Annotated in this window: 22 protein-coding genes, 1 other RNA gene and 1 pseudogene; 14 read left to right on the forward strand and 10 right to left on the reverse strand. The window is 59.7% G+C overall.

What is annotated here, in order from left to right; genetic code table 11:
* Window positions 1-17: 17 nt before the first annotated feature.
* A pseudogene (locus CHU95_RS19065) lies at window positions 18-560 on the reverse strand (IspD/TarI family cytidylyltransferase); the annotation flags it as partial.
* A gap of 316 nt (window positions 561-876) precedes the next feature.
* Here CHU95_RS19065 and CHU95_RS19070 point away from each other — a divergent pair.
* Window positions 877-1,650, forward strand: a complete 774-nt coding sequence (locus CHU95_RS19070) for a putative sugar O-methyltransferase (protein ID WP_094457878.1) — start codon at window positions 877-879, stop codon at window positions 1,648-1,650.
* A gap of 81 nt (window positions 1,651-1,731) precedes the next feature.
* Here CHU95_RS19070 and tkt read toward each other — a convergent pair whose 3' ends face one another.
* Window positions 1,732-3,720, reverse strand: a complete 1,989-nt coding sequence (tkt, locus tag CHU95_RS19075; protein ID WP_094457879.1) for a transketolase — start codon at window positions 3,718-3,720, stop codon at window positions 1,732-1,734.
* Window positions 3,721-4,074: 354 nt separating this feature from the next.
* Here tkt and CHU95_RS19080 point away from each other — a divergent pair, with 354 nt between their 5' ends.
* From CHU95_RS19080 to CHU95_RS19100, 5 genes are all read left to right on the forward strand, one after another.
* The gene (locus tag CHU95_RS19080; protein WP_094457880.1) at window positions 4,075-4,329 is read left to right on the forward strand and encodes a hypothetical protein; all 255 of its coding nucleotides are present in this window, start codon (window positions 4,075-4,077) and stop codon (window positions 4,327-4,329) included.
* Between the two features lie 2 nt (window positions 4,330-4,331).
* Window positions 4,332-4,697, forward strand: coding sequence for a cell division protein ZapA (locus CHU95_RS19085; RefSeq protein ID WP_094457881.1), 366 nt, complete (start codon window positions 4,332-4,334; stop codon window positions 4,695-4,697).
* A gap of 13 nt (window positions 4,698-4,710) precedes the next feature.
* Window positions 4,711-4,869: non-coding RNA, 6S RNA (gene ssrS / locus CHU95_RS19090), on the forward strand.
* 33 nt (window positions 4,870-4,902) lie between these two features.
* Complete coding sequence (locus CHU95_RS19095) at window positions 4,903-5,502, forward strand: 5-formyltetrahydrofolate cyclo-ligase (RefSeq protein ID WP_094457882.1); 600 nt, start codon at window positions 4,903-4,905, stop codon at window positions 5,500-5,502.
* A 19-nt stretch (window positions 5,503-5,521) separates the two neighbouring features.
* Window positions 5,522-6,364: a TIGR00282 family metallophosphoesterase gene (locus tag CHU95_RS19100; RefSeq protein ID WP_094457883.1), complete on the forward strand. Its 843-nt coding sequence runs from the start codon at window positions 5,522-5,524 to the stop codon at window positions 6,362-6,364.
* A gap of 6 nt (window positions 6,365-6,370) precedes the next feature.
* Here the strand turns inward: CHU95_RS19100 and CHU95_RS19105 are convergent, their stop codons facing one another.
* From CHU95_RS19105 to CHU95_RS19120, 4 genes are all read right to left on the reverse strand, one after another.
* The gene (locus CHU95_RS19105; RefSeq protein ID WP_094457884.1) at window positions 6,371-7,183 is read right to left on the reverse strand and encodes a hypothetical protein; all 813 of its coding nucleotides are present in this window, start codon (window positions 7,181-7,183) and stop codon (window positions 6,371-6,373) included.
* Between the two features lie 119 nt (window positions 7,184-7,302).
* Window positions 7,303-8,259: a formyltransferase family protein gene (locus CHU95_RS19110; RefSeq protein WP_094457885.1), complete on the reverse strand. Its 957-nt coding sequence runs from the start codon at window positions 8,257-8,259 to the stop codon at window positions 7,303-7,305.
* Between the two features lie 7 nt (window positions 8,260-8,266).
* Window positions 8,267-9,778, reverse strand: coding sequence for an anthranilate synthase component I (trpE, locus tag CHU95_RS19115; RefSeq protein ID WP_094457886.1), 1,512 nt, complete (start codon window positions 9,776-9,778; stop codon window positions 8,267-8,269).
* Between the two features lie 5 nt (window positions 9,779-9,783).
* A complete protein-coding gene (locus tag CHU95_RS19120; protein WP_165772261.1) occupies window positions 9,784-11,676 on the reverse strand; it encodes a peptidylprolyl isomerase in 1,893 nt (630 codons plus the stop codon).
* 276 nt (window positions 11,677-11,952) lie between these two features.
* Between CHU95_RS19120 and tpiA the strand changes: the two genes are divergently transcribed.
* From tpiA to CHU95_RS19155, 8 genes are all read left to right on the forward strand, one after another.
* The gene (gene tpiA / locus CHU95_RS19125) at window positions 11,953-12,708 is read left to right on the forward strand and encodes a triose-phosphate isomerase (RefSeq protein ID WP_094457888.1); all 756 of its coding nucleotides are present in this window, start codon (window positions 11,953-11,955) and stop codon (window positions 12,706-12,708) included.
* 189 nt (window positions 12,709-12,897) lie between these two features.
* Window positions 12,898-13,224, forward strand: a complete 327-nt coding sequence (gene secG / locus CHU95_RS19130) for a preprotein translocase subunit SecG (protein ID WP_094457889.1) — start codon at window positions 12,898-12,900, stop codon at window positions 13,222-13,224.
* Between the two features lie 168 nt (window positions 13,225-13,392).
* Window positions 13,393-15,021 (forward strand): CTP synthase, encoded by a 1,629-nt coding sequence (locus CHU95_RS19135; protein WP_094457890.1) that lies wholly within the window; start codon window positions 13,393-13,395, stop codon window positions 15,019-15,021.
* A gap of 99 nt (window positions 15,022-15,120) precedes the next feature.
* Window positions 15,121-15,957: a 3-deoxy-8-phosphooctulonate synthase gene (kdsA, locus tag CHU95_RS19140; protein ID WP_094457891.1), complete on the forward strand. Its 837-nt coding sequence runs from the start codon at window positions 15,121-15,123 to the stop codon at window positions 15,955-15,957.
* A gap of 113 nt (window positions 15,958-16,070) precedes the next feature.
* The gene (locus tag CHU95_RS22565; RefSeq protein ID WP_165772262.1) at window positions 16,071-16,241 is read left to right on the forward strand and encodes a hypothetical protein; all 171 of its coding nucleotides are present in this window, start codon (window positions 16,071-16,073) and stop codon (window positions 16,239-16,241) included.
* 377 nt (window positions 16,242-16,618) lie between these two features.
* On the forward strand, window positions 16,619-17,263 hold the full coding sequence (locus tag CHU95_RS19145; protein ID WP_094457892.1) for a lysophospholipid acyltransferase family protein: 645 nt from the start codon (window positions 16,619-16,621) through the stop codon (window positions 17,261-17,263).
* 108 nt (window positions 17,264-17,371) lie between these two features.
* Window positions 17,372-18,652, forward strand: a complete 1,281-nt coding sequence (eno, locus tag CHU95_RS19150; protein WP_094457893.1) for a phosphopyruvate hydratase — start codon at window positions 17,372-17,374, stop codon at window positions 18,650-18,652.
* Window positions 18,653-18,868: 216 nt separating this feature from the next.
* Window positions 18,869-20,041: a glycosyltransferase family 4 protein gene (locus CHU95_RS19155; protein ID WP_133065581.1), complete on the forward strand. Its 1,173-nt coding sequence runs from the start codon at window positions 18,869-18,871 to the stop codon at window positions 20,039-20,041.
* On the opposite strand, the gene hemB is transcribed toward CHU95_RS19155, so the two are convergent.
* The 4 genes from hemB to hemA all read right to left on the reverse strand — a co-directional run bounded on the left by hemB (window position 20,035) and on the right by hemA (window position 24,073).
* Complete coding sequence (hemB, locus tag CHU95_RS19160) at window positions 20,035-21,030, reverse strand: porphobilinogen synthase (protein ID WP_094457895.1); 996 nt, start codon at window positions 21,028-21,030, stop codon at window positions 20,035-20,037. The two genes, CHU95_RS19155 and hemB, sit on opposite strands and share 7 nt — an antisense overlap.
* Before the next feature lie 76 nt (window positions 21,031-21,106).
* Complete coding sequence (locus tag CHU95_RS19165; RefSeq protein ID WP_094457896.1) at window positions 21,107-21,796, reverse strand: exopolysaccharide biosynthesis protein; 690 nt, start codon at window positions 21,794-21,796, stop codon at window positions 21,107-21,109.
* Between the two features lie 128 nt (window positions 21,797-21,924).
* Entirely contained in the window at window positions 21,925-22,692 is a 768-nt protein-coding gene (locus CHU95_RS19170; RefSeq protein ID WP_094457897.1) for an Hpt domain-containing protein, read from the reverse strand.
* A 166-nt stretch (window positions 22,693-22,858) separates the two neighbouring features.
* Window positions 22,859-24,073 carry a 5-aminolevulinate synthase gene (gene hemA, locus CHU95_RS19175; RefSeq protein WP_094457898.1) on the reverse strand — a complete coding sequence of 405 codons (1,215 nt, stop codon included), beginning with the start codon at window positions 24,071-24,073 and terminating at the stop codon, window positions 22,859-22,861.
* Window positions 24,074-24,251 lie beyond the last annotated feature (178 nt).

Consider the following 24,251-nt stretch of genomic DNA (forward strand, 5'->3'; position numbering starts at 1 on the left):
TGTTTTTGGTGATTGCAGGCGGCGCGGCGATGGGCGGGCAGGATGTCGGCGAAGCGAAAGCCCTGCGGCGTCAGCGCCCGCCACAGGGCCGTTCGGTCCACCGTCCCGGCACTGACAATGGCACCGCCCGCCACCATCCCGCGCTTCAACGTGTCGGTCAGCGGCGTGGCGGCAATGGCGGCGGGGCCATGCGCCAGCGCAGCGATCACATCGCTGATGGCCAGTGCATCAACCAGCGGCCGGGCGGCATCATGGATCAACACCAGATCGGGTGGGTGGCCCGCCAGCGCCTCAAACCCGTTCAGCACCGGATCCTGCCGCGTTGGCCCACCCGCGATGGGCGGGGCGAAGTCCAGCCCCTCCCGCCGCCATGTCATACAGGTCCCGGAAGGCCGGATCGATGATGGCGCGCACGCCCGTCACCGCCGGGTGACGCACAAACGCCTCTATCGTGCCGCGCAGGATGGGCTGTCCCGCCAGATGCAGATACTGCTTGGGCAGATAATCCCGAAACGCAGGCCGCGTCCGGCGGCAACGATCAGGGCGGTGCGGGTGGGCATGGGGCCAGATCATTTGTCGTGAAAGAGGGAAGCCGACCCTTGCGCGGAACTGTGTGCCAGCCAATCGCCGCGGCGCCCAGGTTGGGTCTGCGCCCGCGGCAGAGGGCAAAGCCTTGTCCGGCCTTATCACCACCGCCGCTATGGCGCGTGGCCTCGGGATATCTGCCCCAGCGTGTGCTGCATCCCTCCCGTTGGAGCGACTTCAAAATCGGACAGATGACATGTTGGCGACACCAGTGACATATCTGGGTTGCCTGCAAATAATATCTTAAGTTATCATTAAGAATTGGCACCTGCAATTAAAGGCCGCATTCTCATGTCCAGGAGAACAAGCATCAGCGACATTTCTGATTACCGTAAATTGTGTGCTGAGGCTGCTGAGAAGGATAGTATTTTCGCCACTTTCCGTAATCATCCAGTTTACACATCTATCGTTGAGACGGTAAATGGCGAGGCTGGTGCTCAGTATGCTACAGTTGCAATTAATAGATTTCCTATAATAGCAAAACATTTGGATGAGCTTAGGCGCAATGACCTTCACGGTGGGCCACAAATGTTCCGATATAGTGATATCGGGGCATTCTCGCCAACGACTCTACGCTATATTAAATTTTCAGTCGACATGCGGGAAATGTTTGGCGACCTCGATGGTATGCGTATTGCGGAAATTGGTATCGGATATGGTGGACAATCTCGTATCCTGCGTTCTCTATTCAAGATAAAATCATATGATCTCTTTGATCTACCTGAACCTCTGCTGCTTGCCCGGCGATATTTGGGTATGTTTGGTTTGGAAAATGCTAATTTCTTCGATATTGATGCTGGGGAATTCGGACCGTATGATCTTGTGATCAGTAATTACGCGATCAGCGAGGTCGAGAAATCGGTTCAAGATAAATATATTGACAAGGTTATATTAAAATCAGCACGAGGTTTTGTGGTGTGTAATCGGGAATTCTTCAAATACTCTTATCCTGGGTTTTTGTATGACCCCGTTGAATTCTGCAGAAAGATCCCAGGAGCAAGCCAATCACCGGACTGGCGCGATGAGATCAGCACTAACCGTTTAATATTCTGGCCACATCCATAAGAAGTGAAGATAACAACAGCCCCTGGCGGGATATCACCCAGGGGCTGTTGTCATCACATGCTGCAGCAGGATGAAACAGGCTTACAGCCGTTCCTTCGCCGCCTTGACAATGGCATCGGCAGTGATGCCGAAATGCTGGTACAGTTCCTGGTAAGGCGCGCTCTCGCCGAAGCCGGGCATGCCGATAAACACGCCCTTCTCTCCGATCCAGCGGTCCCAGCCAAAGCGGACCATGGCTTCCACACCGATGCGCAGCCCATCGCCCAACACGGCCTTCTGATAGGCTTCGGACTGTTCAGCGAACAGTTCCCAGGACGGCATGGACACCAGCGCCGTGGGGATGCCCTCGGCTTCCAGCTTCTCGCGCGCGTTGAAGGCGATCTCCACCTCCGACCCGGTGGCCAGCAGGGTCACTTTGCGGGGACCGGATGCTTCCCGCAGGACATAGGCGCCCTTGGCGGACAGGTTCTCGTCCGTGTGCTCCACACGCATGGTAGCCAAATTCTGACGGGTCAGCGCCAGCACGCTGGGCCGCGTCTTGGCGTCCAGGGCAATTTCCCAGGCTTCTGCCGCTTCCACGGCGTCGGCCGGGCGCAGGACCAGCAGGTTGGGGATGCAGCGGAGCGCCGGGATATGTTCCACGGGCTGGTGTGTCGGGCCGTCTTCGCCCAGGCCGATGCTGTCATGGGTCATCACATGGATGACCCGCTGCTTCATCAGCGCACCAAGGCGGATGGCCGGGCGGCTATAGTCAGAGAAGGCCAGGAAGGTGCCGGAATAGGGGATCACGCCGCCATGCAGGGCCATACCGTTCATGATGGCGGCCATGGCATGCTCACGCACGCCGTAATGGACGTAACGGCCATCCCAGCTATTCTTCTGCACGGCCTTGGACAGGGCCTTGACGCGGGTATTGTTCGACCCGGTCAGGTCGGCCGAGCCGCCCATCATCTCCGGCACCAGCGGGACGATCACGTCCAGCGTGTTGCCCGATGACTGGCGGGTGGCGATCTTGGGCTTGGTCTCCGACACGGCCTTCTTATGGGCGTGCAGGGCAGAGCGGGCCTCGGCCGGCAGGTCGCCGGCAATGGCGGCCTTGAAGGCCAGACGGTTGGGCGACCGCGCCAGACGCTTGACCCAGGCATCGACGGTCGGGTGACCGCGGTCGCCGAAATGGCGCCACGCCTGCAGGATGGATTCCGGAATCTCAAATGGCGCATGCGGCCAGTTCAGGGCCTTGCGTGCGCCCTCGATCTCGGCAGCACCCAGCGGGCTGCCATGGCTGCCGGCGGTGTTAGCCTTGGTGGGTGCACCATAGCCGATGGTGGTGCGACACGCGATCAGCGACGGCTTGTCCGTTAGTTTGGCTGCCGCAATGGCCTGGGCAACCGCCACCGGGTCATGACCGTCCACGGCGGACACGTCCCAGTTATAGGCGGCATAGCGGGCCTTCACGTCCTCGGTAAAGGACAGGTCAGTGGAGCCATCAATGCTGATGCGGTTGTCATCCCACAGCACGATCAGCTTGGACAGGCCCAGATGGCCGGCCAGCGAGCAGGCTTCATGGCTGATGCCTTCCTGCAGGTCGCCGTCGCCGGCAATGACATAGGTCGTGTGATCGACCAGATCGTCACCAAAGCGGGCATTCAGGATGCGCTCGGCCATGGCGAAGCCGACAGCGGTGGAGATGCCCTGGCCCAGCGGACCGGTCGTCATTTCGATGCCGCGGGCCATGCCATATTCGGGGTGGCCGGCAGTCTTCGCACCCATCTGGCGGAAGCGCTTGATCTCGTCCAGCGTGATGTCTTCATACCCGGTCAGGTACATCAGGCTGTATTGCAGCATGGAGCCGTGACCCGCCGACAGGATGAACCGGTCGCGGTCGGCCCAGTCCGGGCGCTTGGGATCGAACTTCAGGAACTGCGTGAACAGGACGGTCGCGACGTCGGCCATGCCCATCGGCATGCCGGGATGTCCGGACTTGGCGGCTTCCACCGCGTCCATGGACAGGGCGCGGATGGCGTTGGCGAGTTCGGCGTGGGAGACGCCAGCGGTCAGATCGGACGACATTGCGCGAAGGGCCTTTCATGCGGGGCGCCGGCCTTTGGTGTGGCCGGACATTGCTCTAACGAAGCGCGGTACCGTTATGCTGTGTCGGAACAAGGCAGACGGGTAACTGCGACCGTCCCGGTCCGACGGCCGATATCCCCCGTATGGTGGCGGCAAATTGGCCAAAAGCGCCGGGGGGGTCAAGCGACAGCCAAGCATGGCGGATGCCCGGCCATGGCGGGGGCTATCGTGACGGAATCAGCGGTTTTTTTCGGTGGCATTGTTGACGTGGGGGGAGGGCGGCCCCTAAGGTCTCTCGTCTGTGCCGTGCGCGGTGCCGGCACCCGTCCACCTGCCCCTGAATGAGCCACCGCCTTGGACAGCCTGACCGCCGCGCTGGAGCGCCTGGATAAGTCCATCGGTCTGCTGGATCGCGCCTTGACGCGCCGGCTGGAACGGTTGGATGCCCATGCCGGAACGGCTGGCTGGCTGGCGGAAAAATTGCGGCTGGAGGCGGAACTGGCGGCCGCGCGGCATGCCGAACGACAGGCACAAGAACAGGCCCGCGTCATGAAGGTTCGTCTGGACGCGGCGATTTCACGCCTGCAGGGCGTGCTTGAGGAAGGTTGAACATGCGTCGTGTCGATTTCACTCTGAATGGCCGTAACCACTCGCTGAACTGCGAGGATGGGCAGGAAAAGCGTTTGTTGGAACTGGCGGCTTATGTCGATGCCCGCATGCAGGAACTGACGGGCGGATCGGCGGGGCATGAGGTGCAGAACCTGATCGCCACCTGTATTGTGCTGGCAGACGAGTTGATGGAGGCGCGGGCCGAGGCCAAGGCCCTGCGGTCCGGCCAAACTCCCGCGCCGATCATCCATGAACCGTCGCCGCCGGCACCGGCTGCGTCGTCGGCAGATGAGGCAAAGGTGGTTGCCGCTGTCGATACGCTGGCAAAACGCATCGAAGACATTGCAGCGCGGCTTGAACGCGCCTAAGTTAGAGTCAGGAAGTTGGCTGCCTGGCGCGTCAGGTCGCTTTATCCCCGGGGCCGATAATCATTCCTCGAGGGGGCTGTCCCTACCGGCGCCGTGGTGTCGGCATATGGCTCCCACCTGTTTGCACAGGTCACGAGGGATAGCATTCACCAACGGCCAAGGCGGCCATCTTCCGCTTTTTCCCGCCACTGCACTTGGTCGACCGATGACCGACCCCGATGTCGATCTGATCGCACAGGCCAAGCAGGCCGCCCGCGTCCGGGCACGCGAAGCCCGTGCTCTGTGCCATGCTGAACGGGGTGCCACCGCGGCCGCTTTAATCGCCACCCATCTTCTGTCGCTGCTGCCGGACCTGCGCCCCGGTCCCCTGACCATTGCGGGCTATCATCCCAAGGGGGATGAGGTCAATGTGCTGCCCGCCCTCTCGGCTATAGCGGCGGCCGGCCATGCCACCGCCTTGCCGGTGGTGACGGGCCGTGCCTGGCCTCTGATCTTCCGTCTCTGGCGGCCTGGCCATCCGCTGGTACCCGGTGCTTTCCGCATTATGGAGCCGATGGATGAGGCACCCCTGGTGCAGCCCGACATCGTGCTGGTGCCGCTACTGGCCTTCGATCAGTCCGGCTTCCGTCTGGGCTATGGCGGTGGTTTCTATGACCGCACCTTGGAGGTCTTGCGCGCTGAGGCGCCTGTCCTGGCCGTGGGCATCGGCTATGCGGGGCAGGGGGTGGATAAGCTGCCCATCGACGCCTACGATCAAAAACTGGATTGGATTGCAACGGAACAGGGCGCATGGCGTCCGTCCTGAGCGTTTTTTGGGGTAGAAGATGCGGTTGCTTTTCCTGGGCGATATTGTGGGGCGCAGCGGACGTGAAGGTGTCTTGCGGCATCTGCCCGACCTGAAAGCCAGGCTGAAGCCCGACTTCATCGTCGTAAACGGGGAGAATGCTGCTGGCGGTTTCGGCATTACCGAAAAGATCGCGCAGGAACTGTTCGATGCCGGGGTCGATTGCGTGACCCTCGGCAACCATGCCTGGGATCAGAAGGAGTTGCTGGGCCAGATTGGCCGTCTGCCGCAACTGGTACGCCCTATCAACTATCCTGAGGGCACACCGGGGCGTGGTTTCACGATCCTGCCTGCCAAGAATGGGCGGCATAAGGTGATGGTGATCAATGCCATGGGACGCGTCTTCATGGACCCGCTGGACGACCCGTTCCCGCCTGTGGAGAAGGTCTTGAATATCCACCGCCTTGGCGGGCCCCGCATGGGGCCAGCGGGCGTTGATGCCATCATCATGGACATGCATGCCGAAGCCAGCAGCGAAAAGATGATCATGGGCCATGTCCTGGATGGCCGTGTCAGCCTTGTGGTCGGCACCCATTGCCACGTCCCTACCGCCGATCTTCAGATCCTCAATGGCGGGACTGCCTATCAGACGGATGCCGGCATGTGCGGTGACTATGACACTGTCATTGGCATGAAAAAGGAAGCAGCCATCCATAAAATGCTGCGTAAGACCCCGGGCGAACGGTATTCACCGGGCGAAAATGATGCAACCGTTACCGTCTGTGGTGTGTTTGTGGAAACCGATGACCGCACTGGCTTGGCAAGGCGGGCTGAATCCGTTCGGGTTGGTGGCCGTTTGGGGCAGAGCCTTCCTGTGGTCTGATGGTTTTCAGTTGGTGGTATCGTCAATGTCGCGCAGCGGCAGGACGATCCGTTTGTCCAACCCCAGTTCCCGCGATAATTTTCCATAATGCTTTTCCAGCAACTGGGCGTACCGACCATTATCCCGCAGCCGCTCCAAACCTTGTTTCAGGATTGGTGCCAGGTTGGCGGCGGCGGGTGACAGGTAAAACACACTGTCACGGTTGTAGCGCAGCACAAGGCGTCGCTCTATCTGCAGGTTGGGATTGGCGCGCTGATCATTTTGAACTTCCAAAGCGCCCCGTGGCAGGTAATCGATGCCTCGGTTACCCACCTCCAGCATTTTGAACAGGCGTCGCCAGTCCGATACGCCGGGGCTGACGGCCAGACCGTTCAGCTCCCAGATGTCTTTATCGACCCACTCTCGACCCATGCCGGCAGATAGTCCTTGTTGTCGAAAGTCATCCAGCGAGCGGATGTTATCAAACCGAGCCTGATCGCCTTTGCGGATAAGCAGGATACGTTGTCCAATCAACCCACCGGTCAACGGAAAATCTACCAGAATATAGGCCTGATCACGCCGTGGCCCCCGGACCATCCACATCACATCCAGTTGGCTGGTGCGCAGCATCACTTTGAACCGGTCCATGCCGGGACCGGATACCCCTTGCAGTTGTACTGGTTTGCCCGCCGCAGCAAAGGCCTCCGTTAGCAATTCATAAAAGAATACATGGTTGCCTTCCGGCGTCTGTAGCACACGCAAGGTGGTGGTTTCCGCCAGCACTGCTGGTGGGGCGCTAAGCAAGATCATCAGAAGAAGCAGCAAAACCTTGCGCAGCAAAATTGGCTTCCATGAACACGCCGTGATTAAAAACTGACGATAGCGGAGCGATTGGCAACAATCACGCCCTCTCACTATGTACATATGTATGGGTTGAAGGGCCGAGATTGGCGCCCAATTCAGGCGGGCAGTGTGAGGGGCGCCCCTGGGATACGACACCATTCATCGCTGGGGATCAGGAAATCAATCCGCTCTGCGCCCGTCGGCAGATCGCTGGTTTTTATACTGAAGCCGCACAGCCCGTCACCCTGTCCGGCAGCAGCGACATCACCGCGGTATTCGTCAGCCAGCAGATTTCGGAAGGGGCGGCCGTCAACTTCAATCCGGACGGTAACGGGGGGCCGACCCGGATCATAGGCCCACCCATGGATACTGTTGCCGATAATGCCATCAACCCACCCGCGGGTCCGACCGCCAGCGGAGTAAGGTTGGCGATGACCTGCCTGGGTATAGGTGAGAATGCTGTCCGGACCTTCATGAAAGGCCTGCCATCGCCGCCGCTGCTCGGTGGGCGGCATGTCCGGTGTGATCTGGGCCAGCAATAGAATGTCTGATCGCCGCCTAGCGGGGCCGCGCCAGGATTGGCTGGGGCGGGGGGGGAACGGCCGGTGTCCATAAAAACATGGTGCGAGTTCACCCACCAGGGACAGCAAACAGGGGAAGGTCAGTTCATCCAGGCTGCGATGCCCGATCCCTGGCGGAATGTCGAAATATCGGACGGCGAGGATGGGCCCTGCATCGACAGCCGCTGTGGTGATATGGGCCGTCACCCCAAACCGCTGCGCACCCTCATACAGGGCTAGATGGTTACTGGCGGAACCGGGATAGTCGGGCGTTGCGGGGTGGAAGTTTATGGCCCCCGCGCTGCACAGATCCAGCATCCAGGCTGGGATGATATGCCCGAACCCAACACTGATCAGCCGGATGGACCGTTGGCCACTGGACTTTAGAACCGTATCCAGTTGTGAAAGATCGGTAACGACTGTCGCGTCCGGAAAGAGCGGCTTTAAGATTGAAACCAGACCTGCTCCCGTTGCCAGGATCACCTGGTCTGGTGGGGGCAGGGCCAGATCCATTGCCTGTTTACCCCCGGCTTTCCTGGGCGAAACGGACGGCCTCTTCGGCTGCCTTGAACAAGGCCTTGGCTTTGTTCACCGTCTCCTGATACTCAGCCTCCGGATCGCTGTCCGCTACAACACCGCCGCCCGCCTGTACATGCATCACCCCATCTTTCAGAACGGCAGTACGCAGGGCAATACAGGTATCCATCGTGCCATTGGCAGCGAAATAGCCAATGCAGCCACCATAGATCCCGCGCCGTGTCTTTTCCAACTCGTCAATGATCTCCATCGCCCGCACCTTGGGAGCGCCAGAGACTGTACCGGCGGGAAAACCCGCGACCAGCGCCTCGATCGGGGTGAATTTGGGGTTCAGCTTTCCTTCCACGTTCGAAACGATATGCATGACATGGGAATAATATTCGATCGTAAACTTTTCCGTTACCGTAACGGTTCCCGTCTGCGACACCCGGCCCACATCGTTACGGCCCAAATCCAGCAGCATCAGATGTTCGGCCAGTTCTTTGGGATCGGACAGAAGGTCGGCGGCGAGGGCCTTGTCTTCCGCCGCATCCTTGCCCCGTTTGCGGGTTCCGGCGATCGGGCGGATGGTGACAGTGTCGTCACGCAGGCGCACCAGAATTTCCGGACTGGACCCGACAACTGACAGGCCACCGAAGTCCAGAAAAAACAGGAAGGGTGACGGGTTCAGACGGCGCAATGCCCGATACAGTGCGAACGGTGGCAGGGTGAACGGCACGGAGAAACGCTGGCTGGGCACCACCTGAAAGATGTCGCCAGCGCGAATATACTCCTTCGCTTTTTCCACGATGCCGAAATATTCCTGCATCGCCGTGTTGGATTCCGGGGCGGGCAGCGCAGGGATTTCCGTTGTGGTCTCATGAGTACCCGGAACCGGTCCTTCCAGATCGGCGACTGACTCAGCCAGACGGTCGCGCGCCGCCTGCAATGCCGCCGTTGCCGACATGCCGGCGGCCGGACGTACCGGGGTCACAACTGTCACGACATTCTCGATGCCATCGAAAATCGCCATGACCGTGGGGCGGATCATAATGCTGTCGTCGACATCGAGTTGATTGGGATTGCTGTCGGGCAGCTTCTCCATCAACCGGACCATGTCATAGCCCAGATAACCGAACAGCCCGGCTGACATGGGCGGCAATTCCGCCGGCAGGTCAATCCGGCTCTCTTCCAGCAGATCGGACAATACCGTCAACGGCGCGCCGGTACAGGGAACAAAGCGACCGGGGTCGGTCTCGGCGTTGCGGTTAATCTCCGACGCCGTACCGCGGCAACGCCAAATCAGGTCTGGCTTCAACCCGATCATGGAATAACGTCCGCGCACCGATCCGCCGGTGACCGATTCCAGCAGGAAAGCGTTGGGACGTCCGCGTACCAGCTTCAGCATGGCGGAAACGGGCGTATCCAGGTCGCTGACCAACCGGGTCCAGAGCACCTGTGCCGCCCCAGCCTCATAGGTGCGGATAAAGGTGCTGTCTTCCGGGAAGGTGCGCACGGGAATTACTCCTGGGTAGTGCGGTAAAGCTGGTTGATCAAATTCTGGTTGATCGTGACCCCGGAATGGGCACGCAGCGCCGCCAGATATTGCAGGATCAGTTCATCCTGCATTGCTTGGCCGGTCGCATCAGCCAGTTGGGCCAACTGACCCGCCGCCAAGGGGTTGGCAGGATCGGCCGGGATGATCCCGGTCAGTTTGGCCACAACAACCCCGGTCGGCTTGTCTGCCGTGGTTACATTGCCAATGGCACCGCTGAACAGGGTCTGGACGGCGGCGGGCGGGATCAGGGCACTGGGCGCACCAACCCGCATCAGCGGATCAATATTCTGGGCGAGTGCGCCAGGAACCCCAAGAGCGGCATCCTTGGCGGCGGCACCAGCCTTCATCTTTTCGGCCACTTCTTCGGCTTTTTTGCGCGCTGCGATCTGCTTCTGTTCCGCCTGCCAGTCGCCAAGTACGATTGATTTAACGTCGTCGAGCGGCTTCAGCGTGGCCGGGATCACCGATTCCACCTGGACAGCGAAGAAGGCATCACTTCCGGCTTCTTCCACGCTGCCAGTCTGGCCGTCAGCCACAGTGAAGCCCGAGGCCACGATCTTGTCGAAGGCCGGCAGGCCGGTGCCCTGGACAGTGCCCGTCTTGTCAGCGCCACGATTGTCGATGCTGTCCAGTTTGACGATGCGTGCTCCAACGGTCTGAGCGGCCTCAGCCAGGGGTGTGCCACCGGCCAGCTCATCCTCCAGCTTCGTGGACAGTTCAAACAGCTTTTCGATGGCCTTGTCCTGCCGCACCTTTGTGGCGACTTCTTCCTTCACCTCTTCCAGCTTGCGTTCACCGCCCGGCTGCACCTTGGTGACGGTGAAGATATGGAAGCCAAAGGCACTTTCGACCGGCCCGCCTGACGCGCCTTCCGGTGTGGCAAATGCGGGTTCAGCCAGTTCGGTCGGTAGCCCGTCCTTCAGCACGTCCTCAAGCGTTACAGCTTCCACGCCAACGGCGCGTGCCACCGCTTCTACCGCCTGTCCGGCAGTCACGTCAGCCAGCGCCTTCTCTGCGGCTTCCTTGTTGGGGAACACGGCCTGGGTGATCGACCGCTTTTCCGGCGTGATATAGTCCCCGGCATGGGCGTCGTAATATTCCTTCAGCAACTCTTCCGTGACCTCGATATCCTTGGTCAGGTTTGCCGCTTCGATCAGGGCCACGTTCAGCGTGCGATATTCCGGTGCGGTGTAACGGATGGCCTTTTCCTTGTGGAATGCCTCCAAGGTGGCCTGGTCCGGAGAGGGGGCGGCCGGCATGGCATTGTAGGGAATGGTGACAATTTCGAATGTCCGCCCTTCAAACCGATAGCGGTAAAGCGCTTCGGCCAGGGTTTTGGAGGCATTGGCACCGGCAGTCACGGCGCCAATCATGTCACTGCGCGCCATGTCGTTACGCACATCTTCGACAAAGCCCGCCTCTGTCAGGCCATTCTGCTGCAAAAGTGCGCGCATCAGATTGGCGTCAAAATTGCCGAAACTGTCCTTGAACGCCGGAACCTTCAGGACTTCCTGGCGCACCGTCTCATCTGCGACCCGGAGGCCCAGATCTTCTGCGGCCAACGCCAGCAATTCCTTTTGCACAAGCTGTTCCAGGGCGCGGTCGCGCAGACCGAACTGATTGGCCTGCTCTTCGCTGAATTCCGGACCGATCATCTGCCGCATCCGGTTGAATTCGGTACGGTAGGCCTGATCCAGCTCTAGGGGTGTGATGCTGCGGTCACCGACCTTGGCGACGCCAGTCTGCACCCCCTTGGTGACATCGCCGATGCCCCAGACAGCGAAGCTGATGATCAGGGCCACGAACAGGATCTTGACGACCCAGGAGCCAGCGGTGCTGCGGATGATCTGAAGCATGGGGACGCTTGAAGTTCCATCAAATGGGTGCGGCACAATCCGCGGGACTGCGGATGGCACCGCCGGGCCACAGCCCGGAAAGCGCGGCATCATAGGGAAGCTGCAACCGTGGGGCAAGTCCGGGGGGCGGGCAGGGGCCATGTGTTGCACTTGGGCCCATGACAGCGTTGACCTTTTGGACAGGACTGGGCTGTCCGCATAATGTTTGTGTCACATAAGGCCGGCAGACCGGGATCAACCTGGCGGACATGGCCGAAAAGAAGAGTAGAGGATAAAATGACCGTTCGCCGTTACCTGATTGCCGGCAATTGGAAGATGCATTGTCGGCGCAGCGATGGTGCCGCACTGGCTGCCGATCTGGCTGCCCGTGTCGGTCCCGTTGCCGATAGACGATTCGACCTGTTGGTCTGTCCGCCCGCTACCATCATCGGCGCCATCGCCCAGACCGTCGCCGGTCAGGCTGTTGCAGTCGGCGGACAGGATTGCCATGCCCAGGCCCAAGGCGCCCATACCGGTGACATTGCCGCTGAAATGCTGGCCGATGTCGGTGCTGGCTGGGTGATTGTGGGCCATTCGGAACGCCGCACCAACCACGCAGAAACCAGCGCCCTGATTAAGGCTAAGGCTGCTGCTGCCCTCCGTGCCGGACTGACCGCGATCATCTGTGTGGGGGAAACAGAGGCTGAACGGGATGCAGGTCATGCCGAAGCTGTCGTAGCGGCGCAGCTTGCCGGCTCGATTCCCGAGGGTGCGACCGCCGCCAACACCGTCGTGGCCTATGAACCGGTCTGGGCGATCGGCACCGGCCGGACGCCGACCCTGGCGGACATTGCTGCCATGCATGGCATGATCCGCGCACGCCTGTCCGGTTTGGTCGCCGACCCGGATGCCGTCCGCATCCTTTATGGCGGATCGGTGAAGCCGTCCAATGCCGCCGAAATCCTCGGGCTGCTCGATGTCGATGGCGCCCTCGTAGGGGGTGCCAGCCTGAAAGCGGATGATTTCTGGGCCATCGCGCAAGCCTGCCCTTGAGACTTCGCTGTGGCGTGCCGACGCGGGACCGGATAAGAAGCGTGACGGTTACATGACGCGGGTGCATCCCGTTTCCCCTGCATGGGGAAGCGGGCGGCCTTGCGTTTGGGCGCGTGATGCGCCATTTGCTTATGGTCAGGTATCGTGGGGTCCCACGATCCGTTTCAATTGGTTGCAGGGATTGTTGGGATGCAAGAGGTAGTCCTGGTCGTGCATCTGCTGATCACGTTGGCGTTGATCGGCGTGGTTCTGGTGCAGAAGTCGGAAGGCGGCGGCCTGGGCGTAGGGGGCGGCACGATGGGTGGTTTCATGACCGCTCGCGGCAGCGCCAATCTACTGACCCGCACGACGGCCATCCTGGCGGCCCTGTTCTTCTGCACCAGTCTGATTCTGGCCATCTTGGCCGGCACGGATGGTAACCAGAAGAGCATTTTTGATCAGGTGCCGGCCCCCGGCACCCAGGCGCCGGCAACCCCTGCCGAGCCTGCCAAACCGGCGGTTCCCGTCGGCCAGTAAGGTCCGGTGGCGAAACGGCCCGTTGAACAGGGGAGAGGCGGCAGACATGCCGCCTCTTTCCGTTAGGGCGTGAATAGGGTGACGTGGGCTTTTTGCCTCGGTTTAATCTCAAGTGCTTGGGCCGTATGGGCCCAACCTGTTGGCATGTTTGGCGAAGGTTAGGGTTCCATGACGCGCTTCATCTTCATCACCGGTGGTGTGGTTTCGTCGCTGGGCAAGGGCCTGGCATCCGCAGCCCTGGGGGCGCTGCTGCAGGCTCGCGGCTTCAAGGTCCGCCTGCGCAAGCTGGACCCCTATCTGAATGTCGATCCCGGCACGATGAGCCCGTATCAGCATGGCGAGGTGTTCGTCACCGATGACGGCGCCGAAACCGACCTCGACCTGGGCCATTACGAACGCTTTACCGGTGTTCATGCAACCAAGTCGGACAACATTACCACCGGCCGCATCTATTCCAATGTGCTGGCCAAGGAGCGTCGGGGTGACTACCTGGGCGCCACGGTGCAGGTGATCCCCCACATCACGGACGCCATCAAGGATTTCATCGCCGCCGATCTGGATGGCGAGGATTTTGTGCTGTGCGAGGTGGGCGGTACCGTTGGTGATATCGAATCGCTGCCTTTCCTGGAGGCCATCCGCCAGTTTGGCAATGACCGTGGTTCGGAAAACGTGCTGTTCTGCCACGTTACCCTGGTCCCCTATATCCCGGCCGCCGGCGAGTTGAAGACCAAGCCGACCCAGCATTCGGTGAAGGAACTGCTGTCGGTCGGCATCCAGCCGCAGATGCTGCTGTGCCGCGCCGACCGCGACATTCCGGAGAATGAGCGCCGTAAGATCGCGCAGTTCTGCAACATCAAGAAGGAATGCGTGATCGCAGCATTGGATGTGGACACGATCTATCAGGTACCAATCTCCTATCACGAGCAGGGCTTTGATACCGAAGTGCTGAAATATTTCGGCATGGCCGCCGACAAGGCGCCTGACCTGTCGCGCTGGGAAGAGATTGTGCGCCGCGTGCGCAATCCCGAAGGGACGGTCACCATTGCCGTGGTGGGCAAATATACCAGCCTGCTGGACGCCTATAAGTCACTGGGCGAGGCGTTGACCCATGGCGGCATCGCCAACAATGTGAAGGTCAAGCTGGATTGGATCGACGCTGAGATATTCGAAAGCGGCGAGGCGCTGGAACAGCTAGAACATGTCCATGGCATCCTGGTGCCGGGTGGATTCGGTGAGCGCGGGACCGAGGGCAAGATCCGGGCTGTGCAGTTTGCGCGTGAACACAAGATCCCCTATTTTGGCATCTGCTTTGGCATGCAGATGGCTGTCATTGAGAGTGCCCGTCACTTGGCAGGGTTGGAACAGGCCGGCTCCACCGAATTCGGTAAGCCCGATCCGGCTGTTGTCGGTCTGATGACGGAGTGGGTGCAGGGTAACCAACTGGTGCAGCGCCAGGAAGGCGGTGATCTGGGCGGTACCATGCGCCTGGGTTCCTATAGCTGCCACTTGCTGCCCGGCACCCGCGTGGCAGATATCTATGGCAGCGAGGATATCGTTGAGCGCCACCGTCACCGCTACGAAGTGAACATCAACTTCAAGGAAGCACTGGAAAAGGTCGGCCTGAAATTCTCCGGCCTGTCACCCGACGGCATCCTGCCGGAGATTGTGGAATTGCCGGACCATCCCTGGTTCGTGGGCGTGCAGTTCCACCCCGAACTGAAGTCCAAGCCGTTCGACCCGCATCCGTTGTTCACCAGCTTCATCGGTGCCGCCATCGCGCAGAGCCGGTTGGTGTGATTGAACAGGATATGAAAGGCCGGGGTGGGTGCTCACCTTCCCCGGCCTTCTTTATTTTCTGCGCCCGCCGCCCCATATGGCGGCATGAAGGAGCAAGCCATGACCCGCACTGTCACTGTCGGCCCGCTGTCGATCGCCAATGACCGTCCCTTTGTGCTGATCGCGGGCCCCTGTCAGTTGGAGAGCCGTGATCATGCCTTTGCCATGGCGGGAGCCTTATCGGAACTGACGAAGAAGCTGGGTATCGGCCTGATCTACAAGACCAGCTTCGACAAGGCCAATCGCACCTCGGTCAGTGCGCAGCGCGGTCTGGGCATGGATCAGTCGCTGCCCATCCTGGCCGATATCCGGGCGACCTTCGGCTGTCCCGTGCTGACCGACATCCACACGGCCGAACAATGCGCGCCCGTGGCGGAAGTGGTGGATGTGCTGCAGATCCCCGCCTTCCTGTGCCGGCAGACCGACCTGCTGCTGGCAGCGGGTGAAACGGGCAAGCCCATCAATCTGAAGAAGGGGCAGTTCCTGGCGCCCTGGGACATGAAGAATGTCGCCGCCAAGATCGTATCCACCGGCAACCACAACATCCTTCTGTGCGAACGTGGGGCCAGTTTCGGCTACAACACATTGGTCAGCGACATGCGGTCCCTGCCAATCATGGCGCAGACCGGATATCCCGTCGTCTATGACGCCACCCATTCGGTACAGCAACCGGGCGGGCAGGGGACCAGCAGCGGCGGGCAACGGGAGTTCGTGCCCGTTCTGGCCCGTGCCGCCATCGCCATTGGCGTGGCGGCTGTGTTCATGGAAACGCATGAGAACCCCGACTGTGCCCCCAGCGATGGCCCCAATATGGTGCCGCTGGATCAGATGGAAGGCGTGCTGGGCACGTTGCTGGCTCTGGACCGCATCGCCAAGGCGAACCCGGTGGTTATGTAGGATTGTAGTTTTTTATATTCAGCTCTTGAGATTTAGTCTACGTAATATTATCTTTTTGAGTACAGGCTAAGAAAAGTTAATCTTTACTATAATTTTTACTATTGGAGGTCGCAATGAGTAACGTTAAGCAGTCTGCTCTTGATGAGATATATAATATTGCTCTGGACGCCAAAAGTAAAATTGGTGACCAAGATTTTATCGCGAACGCATTAGATAAAATCATTTCAGCCGCACGGTATGCTCAACCGGTAAATAATTATAAAAAAGTTAATCAAGATGGTTGATGCTATTGTGGTTGAGGTCGCGTCATCTGGTTCTAAAAATGGTATTGGTTTATATAGATTTGTTTCGCTCCCGAGAGTCGGGGAGATGATTACGATTGCTGGAAAATTGGATTTAGAGCATTATTTGGTAAGCACTGTCGAACACTTAGGTGTGGATGTGAGGCCTACGACTGTAGCTGCGTCTGTTGCCCTTGAGGAGGGTGCTAAAGTTATAATTTATGTATCCGTTTGTTCTGCTATTTAGCGGGGGCGATTTCGTTTCCTCGTAAATCCTATTCGTTCAGTAGTTTGACAAATTCTCCCCATTTCCTCACCATCGGCGTATAACGAAAGGTGGGGTCACCAATCCCGCTGGTGGTGTGAGGAAGACGCAATCCATGTCCGTTCCGTCCCTGGGCCCCCGCAATGACCGGCGGGGCGGCCCAATTTCCCGTTTTATTGGTCGGATGGGCCTTCGCCTCCTGGGGTGGCGCATTACGGGTGCCTTCCCGAACCTGGAAAAATTCGTCGTTATCGGCGCCCCGCATACGTCCAACTACGATTTCTTTGTCGCCATGGCCACCATCCTGGCCACCGACCTGCGTATCCATATCCTGGGTAAGCACACTTTGTTCTGGGGACCACTGGGTCCAATCATGCGCTGGTGTGATATCCTGCCCGTGGACCGTCGTTCGGCACATGGTGTTGTCGGTGATTGCGTGGCTGCCTTGAACGCCGCCGAACGGATGGTGGTCGGTATCGCCCCAGAGGGCACACGTAATCCGAAGCCGGGCGCCGGATGGAAGACGGGCTTCTGGCATGTTGCCCGACAGGCCGGCGTTCCGATCATACCTGTCGCGCTGGATTATGCGGCGCACACGATCCGCATTGGGGAGCCGCTGGCGACAACAGAGAGTATCGAGGCGGATTTTGCCTTGCTTTCCGCCTTCTATGCAGGCGTGCAGGGGGCGAAGCGTCAGCTTCCCGACATCATACCGGTGGGCAATGGGCGGCCTGCCGACCCTGTGGGCACGGCGGGGTAGCGAAACCGTCCCTTGTCGGCGCTTGTCTCTGGCGTTATCCCCTTCATCCCGTATTAACCCTTCACCGGGTTCACGGCATCCACCACGCCCACGTCAGAGAGAGGCCCCATGTCCGCCATCATCGACATTCACGCGCGCGAAATCCTGGACAGCCGCGGCAACCCGACCGTTGAGGTCGAGGTTCGCCTGGAATCTGGCGCCTTTGGCCGGGCCGCCGTTCCGTCGGGCGCCTCCACCGGCGCGCATGAAGCCGTCGAACTGCGCGATGGCGACAAAGCCCGTTACCTGGGTAAGGGTGTGCTGAAGGCTGTCGAGGCCGTGAATGGCGAGATCGCCGACACGCTTGTTGGTCTGGAAAGCACCGATCAGGTCGCCATTGATCAGGCGATGATCGACCTGGACGGCACGCCCAACAAGGGCCGTTTGGGTGCGAATGCGATTCTGGGCGTGTCCATGGCCGTGGCCAAGGCGTCGGCCGATGAGCTGGACCTGCCGCTCTACCGATATGTCGGTGGGGCCAATGCCCGCATCCTGCCGGTGCCGATGATGAACATCATCAATGGCGGCGCGCACGCCGACAACCCGATCGACATCCAGGAATTCATGGTGATGCCGGTTGGCGCGGAAACCTGCGCCGAGGCCATCCGCGTGGGTGCGGAGATTTTCCACGCCCTGAAGAAGAAGCTGAAGGCTGCCGGCCATAACACCGCCGTCGGCGATGAGGGTGGTTTTGCGCCCAACCTGTCCTCCACCACCGAAGCTTTGGACTTCATCGTTGCCGCTATCGCCGACGCTGGTTACAAGGCCGGTGAGAATGTTCTGCTGGCGCTTGATGCCGCCTCGACGGAGTTCTTCAAGAACGGCAAGTATGAGCTGGAAGGCGAGGGCAAGAGCCTGACCCCGGCCGAGATGGTCGCCTACTGGGCCGATCTGGTGTCGAAATACCCGATCGTCTCCATCGAGGACGGCATGGCCGAGGACGACTGGGACGGCTGGAAGCTGCTGACCGACACGATCGGCGGCAAGGTGCAGTTGGTCGGCGACGACCTGTTTGTCACCAACCCGGCCCGCCTGTCGGACGGAATCAAGAAGGGTGTTGGCAATTCCATCCTGGTGAAGGTCAATCAGATCGGCACCCTGACCGAGACGCTGGAAGCTGTCCGCATCGCCCAGAATGCCGGCTACACCGCCGTGCTGTCACACCGTTCGGGCGAGACCGAGGACAGCACCATTGCTGACCTGGCCGTTGCCACCAACTGTGGTCAGATCAAGACTGGCTCGCTGTCCCGCTCCGACCGGATCGCCAAATACAATCAGTTGATCCGCATCGAGGAAGGCCTGGGTGTCGCGTCCGTCTATCCTGGCCGGTCGGCGCTGAAGCGCGGGTAACCCCGCAGGGGTGCCGGACCCCAACACGCCCGTTTTGTTTGTGAAAAGTCCACCCAGCATGGCGCCGGGTGGACTTTTCTGTTCGAGTTGAACAATATTCGCGCCAGGGTAAGGTCAAAGCTGTTCTTTCATTCTTTAGCACCAAGAAAATCTATTGGAATTATACAATCAAGAATGTGCAAAAAATTTGTTTTATCTTAAAAATCATGTTTATTTTTGGAGCGGTTATTTGCGTTCCCTTTGTTAGGCTGGATTTCCGCAATGTCAAAGTCGCTCAAGGTGGCGTTCGTGACCCCTTACAATCCTCACTCACTGCGGGATTGGAGCGGCACACCATTTTATGCGTATCGGGCGCTACAGCGGGTTTTTAATGAGGTCTGTCACATACCCTGCCCGATTGTCGGGACTTTTCAGCGACTTGCCCTGAAGGTTGGGGCGCGGTTTGGGGTGGATACTGCCCGTGAACCCTTAATCTCCACCTTGTTCTGCCGGGAGATTGAAGGCAGGCTAAATGCGTGCAGCCCAGACATTGTGATCGGTTTATCGGCATCCGTCATCTTGTCCAGATTGCGGACTGCGGCGCCGATGCTTCACATTTCGGATGCAACCTATGCTGCGATGAGCGGCTATTATCCGGGTGAATTCGCGGGTGTTTCGGCCAGGTCGAAACGCCTTGGTAATGCCATGGATGCCGCGTCGCTGTCGCGTTCGGCTGCGGCAGTGCTAAGCAGCGACTGGGCCGCGCAATCGGCCCGCGAGGATTATCAGATTCCGGCCGATCGCGTTCATGTCTTGCCCTTGGGGGCCAATCTTGATCCCGACACAGTTGCTGTGACTGACCGTCAAACCGACAAATGCCGGTTATTTTTTCTGGGTGTTGATTGGAAGCGCAAGGGCGGTGACATTGTTCACGAGGCATTCCAATGCCTTCGTGCGCGCGGTCTTGATGTGGAACTGCATATCGCAGGCTGCACCGCCCCTGTTGATGGGCCCGGCATTTACCAGCATGGATTCCTGTCAAAAGGTGATCCACAGCAATATGCCAGGTTGAAGTCGCTGTTCAGCACGGCGTCATTCCTGTTTGTTCCGTCACGGCAGGAGGCCTTCGGGCTTGTTTTTGCCGAAGCGAGCGCCGTGGGGCTGCCCAACATCTCCACCGCGACCGGTGGCATCCCTAGCGTCGTGTCAGACAGTGTAAACGGTGTACTATTACCACTGTCGGCCAATGGTGCCCATTATGCGGACCGTATTGCCGCATTATGGTCTGACCAACAGGTCTATAGCCGGATGCAGCAGGCATGCGAGGAACGGTTCCACGCATGCCTGAGCTGGGATGCGTGGGGACAGGCGGTGGCGCGGATTTCGGGCGCGGTGACGGCTCGTCACTGACCCGCCGCTCGCAGCAATCTTGCCGCATCAACGGCGCCATAGGTCAGGATGGCGTCGGTACCCGCACGTTTGAAGCCCAGTAGGGTTTCCAGCAGCGCCGCTTCATAGTTCAGCCAGCCATTGGCCGACGCTGCCTTCAGCATCGCGTACTCACCACTGACATGATAGGCGAAAGTGGGGACACGGAATTCTTCCTTTACCCGGCGGATGATGTCCAGATAGGGCAGACCCGGTTTTACCATCACCATATCGGCCCCTTCAGCGATATCCAGGCCAACCTCACGCAGCGCCTCATCACTGTTGGCCGGGTCCATCTGATAAGTCTTCTTGTCACCCTTCAGCAGACCGCCTGTCTGGACCGCATCACGGAAGGGGCCATAAAAGGCTGAGGCATATTTGGCAGCATAGGCGCAGATCCGGGTCAACGTATGCCCCTTGGCCTCCAGCGCGTCGCGGATGGCCCCAATACGCCCATCCATCATATCGGACGGGGCCACGATATCGCAGCCGGCATCAGCCTGTACGAGCGCTTGCAGGACCAGGGCCTGCACCGTTTCCTCGTTTAAGACATAGCCATCCTTCACGACGCCATCATGACCATGGCTGGTATAAGGGTCGAGCGCCACATCGCCCAGAATACCGATATCCGGCACTTCCCGCTTGATGGCGCGGATAGCCTGGCACATCAGATTGTCCGGATTGCCCGACTCGCGGCCCTCCGGGTCTTTTCGGTCGAACGGCAGGACCGGGAACAGGGCGACGCAGGGGATGCCCAAGTCACGGGCCTCCGCCACTGCCGGCACCAGCAGATCAAGCGACAGACGCTCTACCCCCGGCATGCTGCCGATAGGTTGACGTTGGTTCACGCCCTCCACCGCGAAGATCGGCCAGATCAGGTCGTTCACCGTCAGATGGTTTTCCGCCACCATACGGCGGGTCCAGCCATCGACACGGTTACGGCGCGGGCGGGTGCGGGGAAAGCTATGCATCTTGGGACCTGTTCAGGGGAACGCAGATGGATGCTACGCCTCCCCAACCACCGGCGGCAACAGGAAGCCCACAGCATTAAAGCCCCAGGAACTCATGCACCGCATAGAGCATGATTTTGACCGTCAACGCGATGAAACCGAAGGCGATGACGGTGCTGGCCACCGCACTGATATAGCCGGCAATCAGGGCGATTCCATCTCGTTCCATCAATGCCAGCGCAATCAGGGCGATGGCGATGGACGGAAAGATGTTGCCCATGAAGATCGGTAGAATCAGGACAATGGATAGGAAAAAAACGATGAAGCCGGCCAGCCGCTCCATACGCCCATCCATCAGATGTGTGAACCGCGGTATGGTAATGTTCTCCACCTTGCGCAGCCAGGGTTCCGCCTTCACCAGGACCGCCATCAGGTCCGCCCGCAGAATGCTGCGGCGGCGCAGGAAACTGGGTAACCAGGGATGCGGATGGCCAACCATCAACTGCAAGGAAAACACCACAATGGGCATTCCCGTAACAGCCGACATACCGGGTGGGGCCGGTAGGATGGTTGGCAGCGCAAAAAGCAGCATCAAAATGCCGTAAGCCCGTTCGCCCAGGCCATCGATCATCTCGCCAATGCTGATCCGCTCACCTTCGACCCTGGCGATTGTATCCAGCAGAACATCGGTTGTGCGCTTGGTTTCAATCGACGCCGGCTGTTCCGGGGGAACTTTACTGGCGTGGCCGGGCAAATCATCGGGTTCGGGCGGCAATTGTGTGTCCACGGATCAACCTTCATCCCGACGGAACGCTATGTCCGCCAGCCCCTCATATATCCCGCGTGGGTTACCGGATCATGAAGGGACGTCCGCGGCCGAACGTCCCACCCTAACAACGCGGGATATGGGGATGCTCATCCCAGATTGAAACGGGTAATGGTCGCCGCAATGTCGTCACCGAATGTTGCACCCAGTCGAATGACACCCGCATCGGCGGGAACCCCCTTCAACTGGTCAGCGCCCATACTGGTCATCAGTGCGGCCGGCACGTGCTGGGTTACGGACATGGCGCGCAGGCCACGGATCAGGTCGATGCCGCCCAACCCTTCCATGACGGCGGATGCGATCAGCAGGTCCGGGGGCATCCGCACGGCAATTGAAATTGCTTCGATCGGATCGGACACAATATTGACGCGGAAGCCGCAGGCCGCCAACTCACCGGCAGCCTTGCGTGCCACCAGCTTGTTTGGCGTTACCAGCATGATTTCAACATCCCGCACCTCGACATCAGTAATGTCGAATTCAAACCGGGCGGGCAGGCGGCGGATAATCTGGTTGGTCGCCGCGATGTCGGGCTGTTCCTCCAACTCTGCCATTTCCGCGATACGGTCGGCAAAGATCTGAATTTCGGCGATCTGCTTCTCATCCAGGTCTTTTAGGTCGGAGCAATAGGTCTCCAGGCGCTGGGCAATCAGGGACACGATCGGATAGCCGAAGGTTGACCCGGACCCTTTCAGGGAATGGATTTCGCGGCGCAACTCGCGCAGCCCATCCGCCCCCTTGGCGGTACCCGACTTCACCTGATCGAGCGTGCCGTAGATGGAGGAAAGACGGTCACTGATATAGTCGCTGAATTCCGACTTGAGCTGTTCAAGCAGCTCGTCCATATCGACTTCGGCCATCCTGATATTCCTCCTGTCCGCAAGACTTATCCCTGTACCCCGCCGACGGGTCCGCCATCAAGAGCGCCGGGGTAACCGATGGGTTACAGCGGGCATGCGGAAATGAACAAGGCCTGGATGCAGGGTCGCATCCAGGCCTTGCCCCTGTGCGTCAGTGGCCCTGTGATCAGGCCGCGCGCTTCAGTTCCAGGGTCTTCCACACCGACAACAAGGCATCGACCAGATGGTCCATCTTGCGGTCATCATGGAAGGGGGTGGGGGTCAGGCGCAGCCGTTCGGTGCCGCGTGGCACGGTCGGGTAATTGATTGGCTGCACATAAATGTCGTGGTGGCGCAGCAGGTCGTCGCTGGCTTGTTTGCACAAATGCGCGTCGCCGACCAGCAGTGGCACGATATGGCTGACTGATGGCATCACCGGAAGACCGGCCTGGGCCAGACGTCGCTTCAGCGTCGCCGCGCGTTCCTGATGCCGGATACGGATTTCGTTGTGTTCCTTCAGGAACATGACCGACGCTAGTGCGCCGGCCGCCAATACCGGGGCCAGTGACGTGGTGAAGATGAAGGACGGCGCGAAGCTGCGCACGCAATCAACCAGCGCCGTGGAGCCGGTAATATACCCCCCCATGACGCCAAACGCCTTGCCCAGCGTGCCCTCAATCACCGTCAGGCGATCCATCACGCCTTCGCGCTCCGCCACGCCAGCGCCGCGCGGGCCGTACATGCCTACGGCATGCACTTCGTCCAGATAGGTCATGGCACCGTGCTTGTCGGCGACATCGCACAGTTCCTTGATGGGGGCGATGTCGCCATCCATCGAATAAACACTCTCAAAGGCCACCAGCTTGGGCTGGTTTTTCGGATAGCGCGACAGCAGGGCATCCAAATGGGCCACGTCATTATGGCGGAAAATATGCTTTTCGGCCCCTGAATGACGGATACCCTCAATCATCGAGTTGTGGTTCAGCGCATCGGAGAAGACCACACAGTTGGGCAGGATGCGCGGCAGGGTCGAAAGCGTGGCCTCGTTACTGATATAGCCCGAGGTGAACAGCAGCGCGGCTTCCTTGCCATGCAGATCGGCCAGCTCCTTCTCCAGCATCACGTGATAGTGATTGGTGCCGGAAATGTTGCGTGTACCGCCGGCGCCAGCCCCGCATTTATGCAGGCTGTCGACCATAGAGCCGATGACCACAGGGTGTTGACCCATGCCCAGGTAATCGTTGGAGCACCAGACGGTGACATCCTTCGGGGGGGCATCCTCCCCGTGAAATGTGGCGGTCGGAAATTCACCCACACGGCGTTCCAGATCAGCGAAAACGCGGTAACGGCCCTCACGCTTCAGGCCGTCGATCTGGCTCTTGAAAAAATTCTCGTAATCCATGGGCCGTTGTCCCGTTCACGCCACTGATGGAAATGTCACGCCGGTCGTGCCGTTTGTCCACCCTTGTTTATTACTGCAAAGGTGTCGTCGGCAAAACCCCACGCGACCGCTTGTCGCGCCATTCCAAGATAGGTCGAAACGGGCGACTGTCAGCCAGCTTGCCGAAGAACCATGAAGA

Source organism: Niveispirillum lacus (assembly GCF_002251795.1).
Taxonomy (GTDB): Bacteria; Pseudomonadota; Alphaproteobacteria; order Azospirillales; family Azospirillaceae; genus Niveispirillum; species Niveispirillum lacus.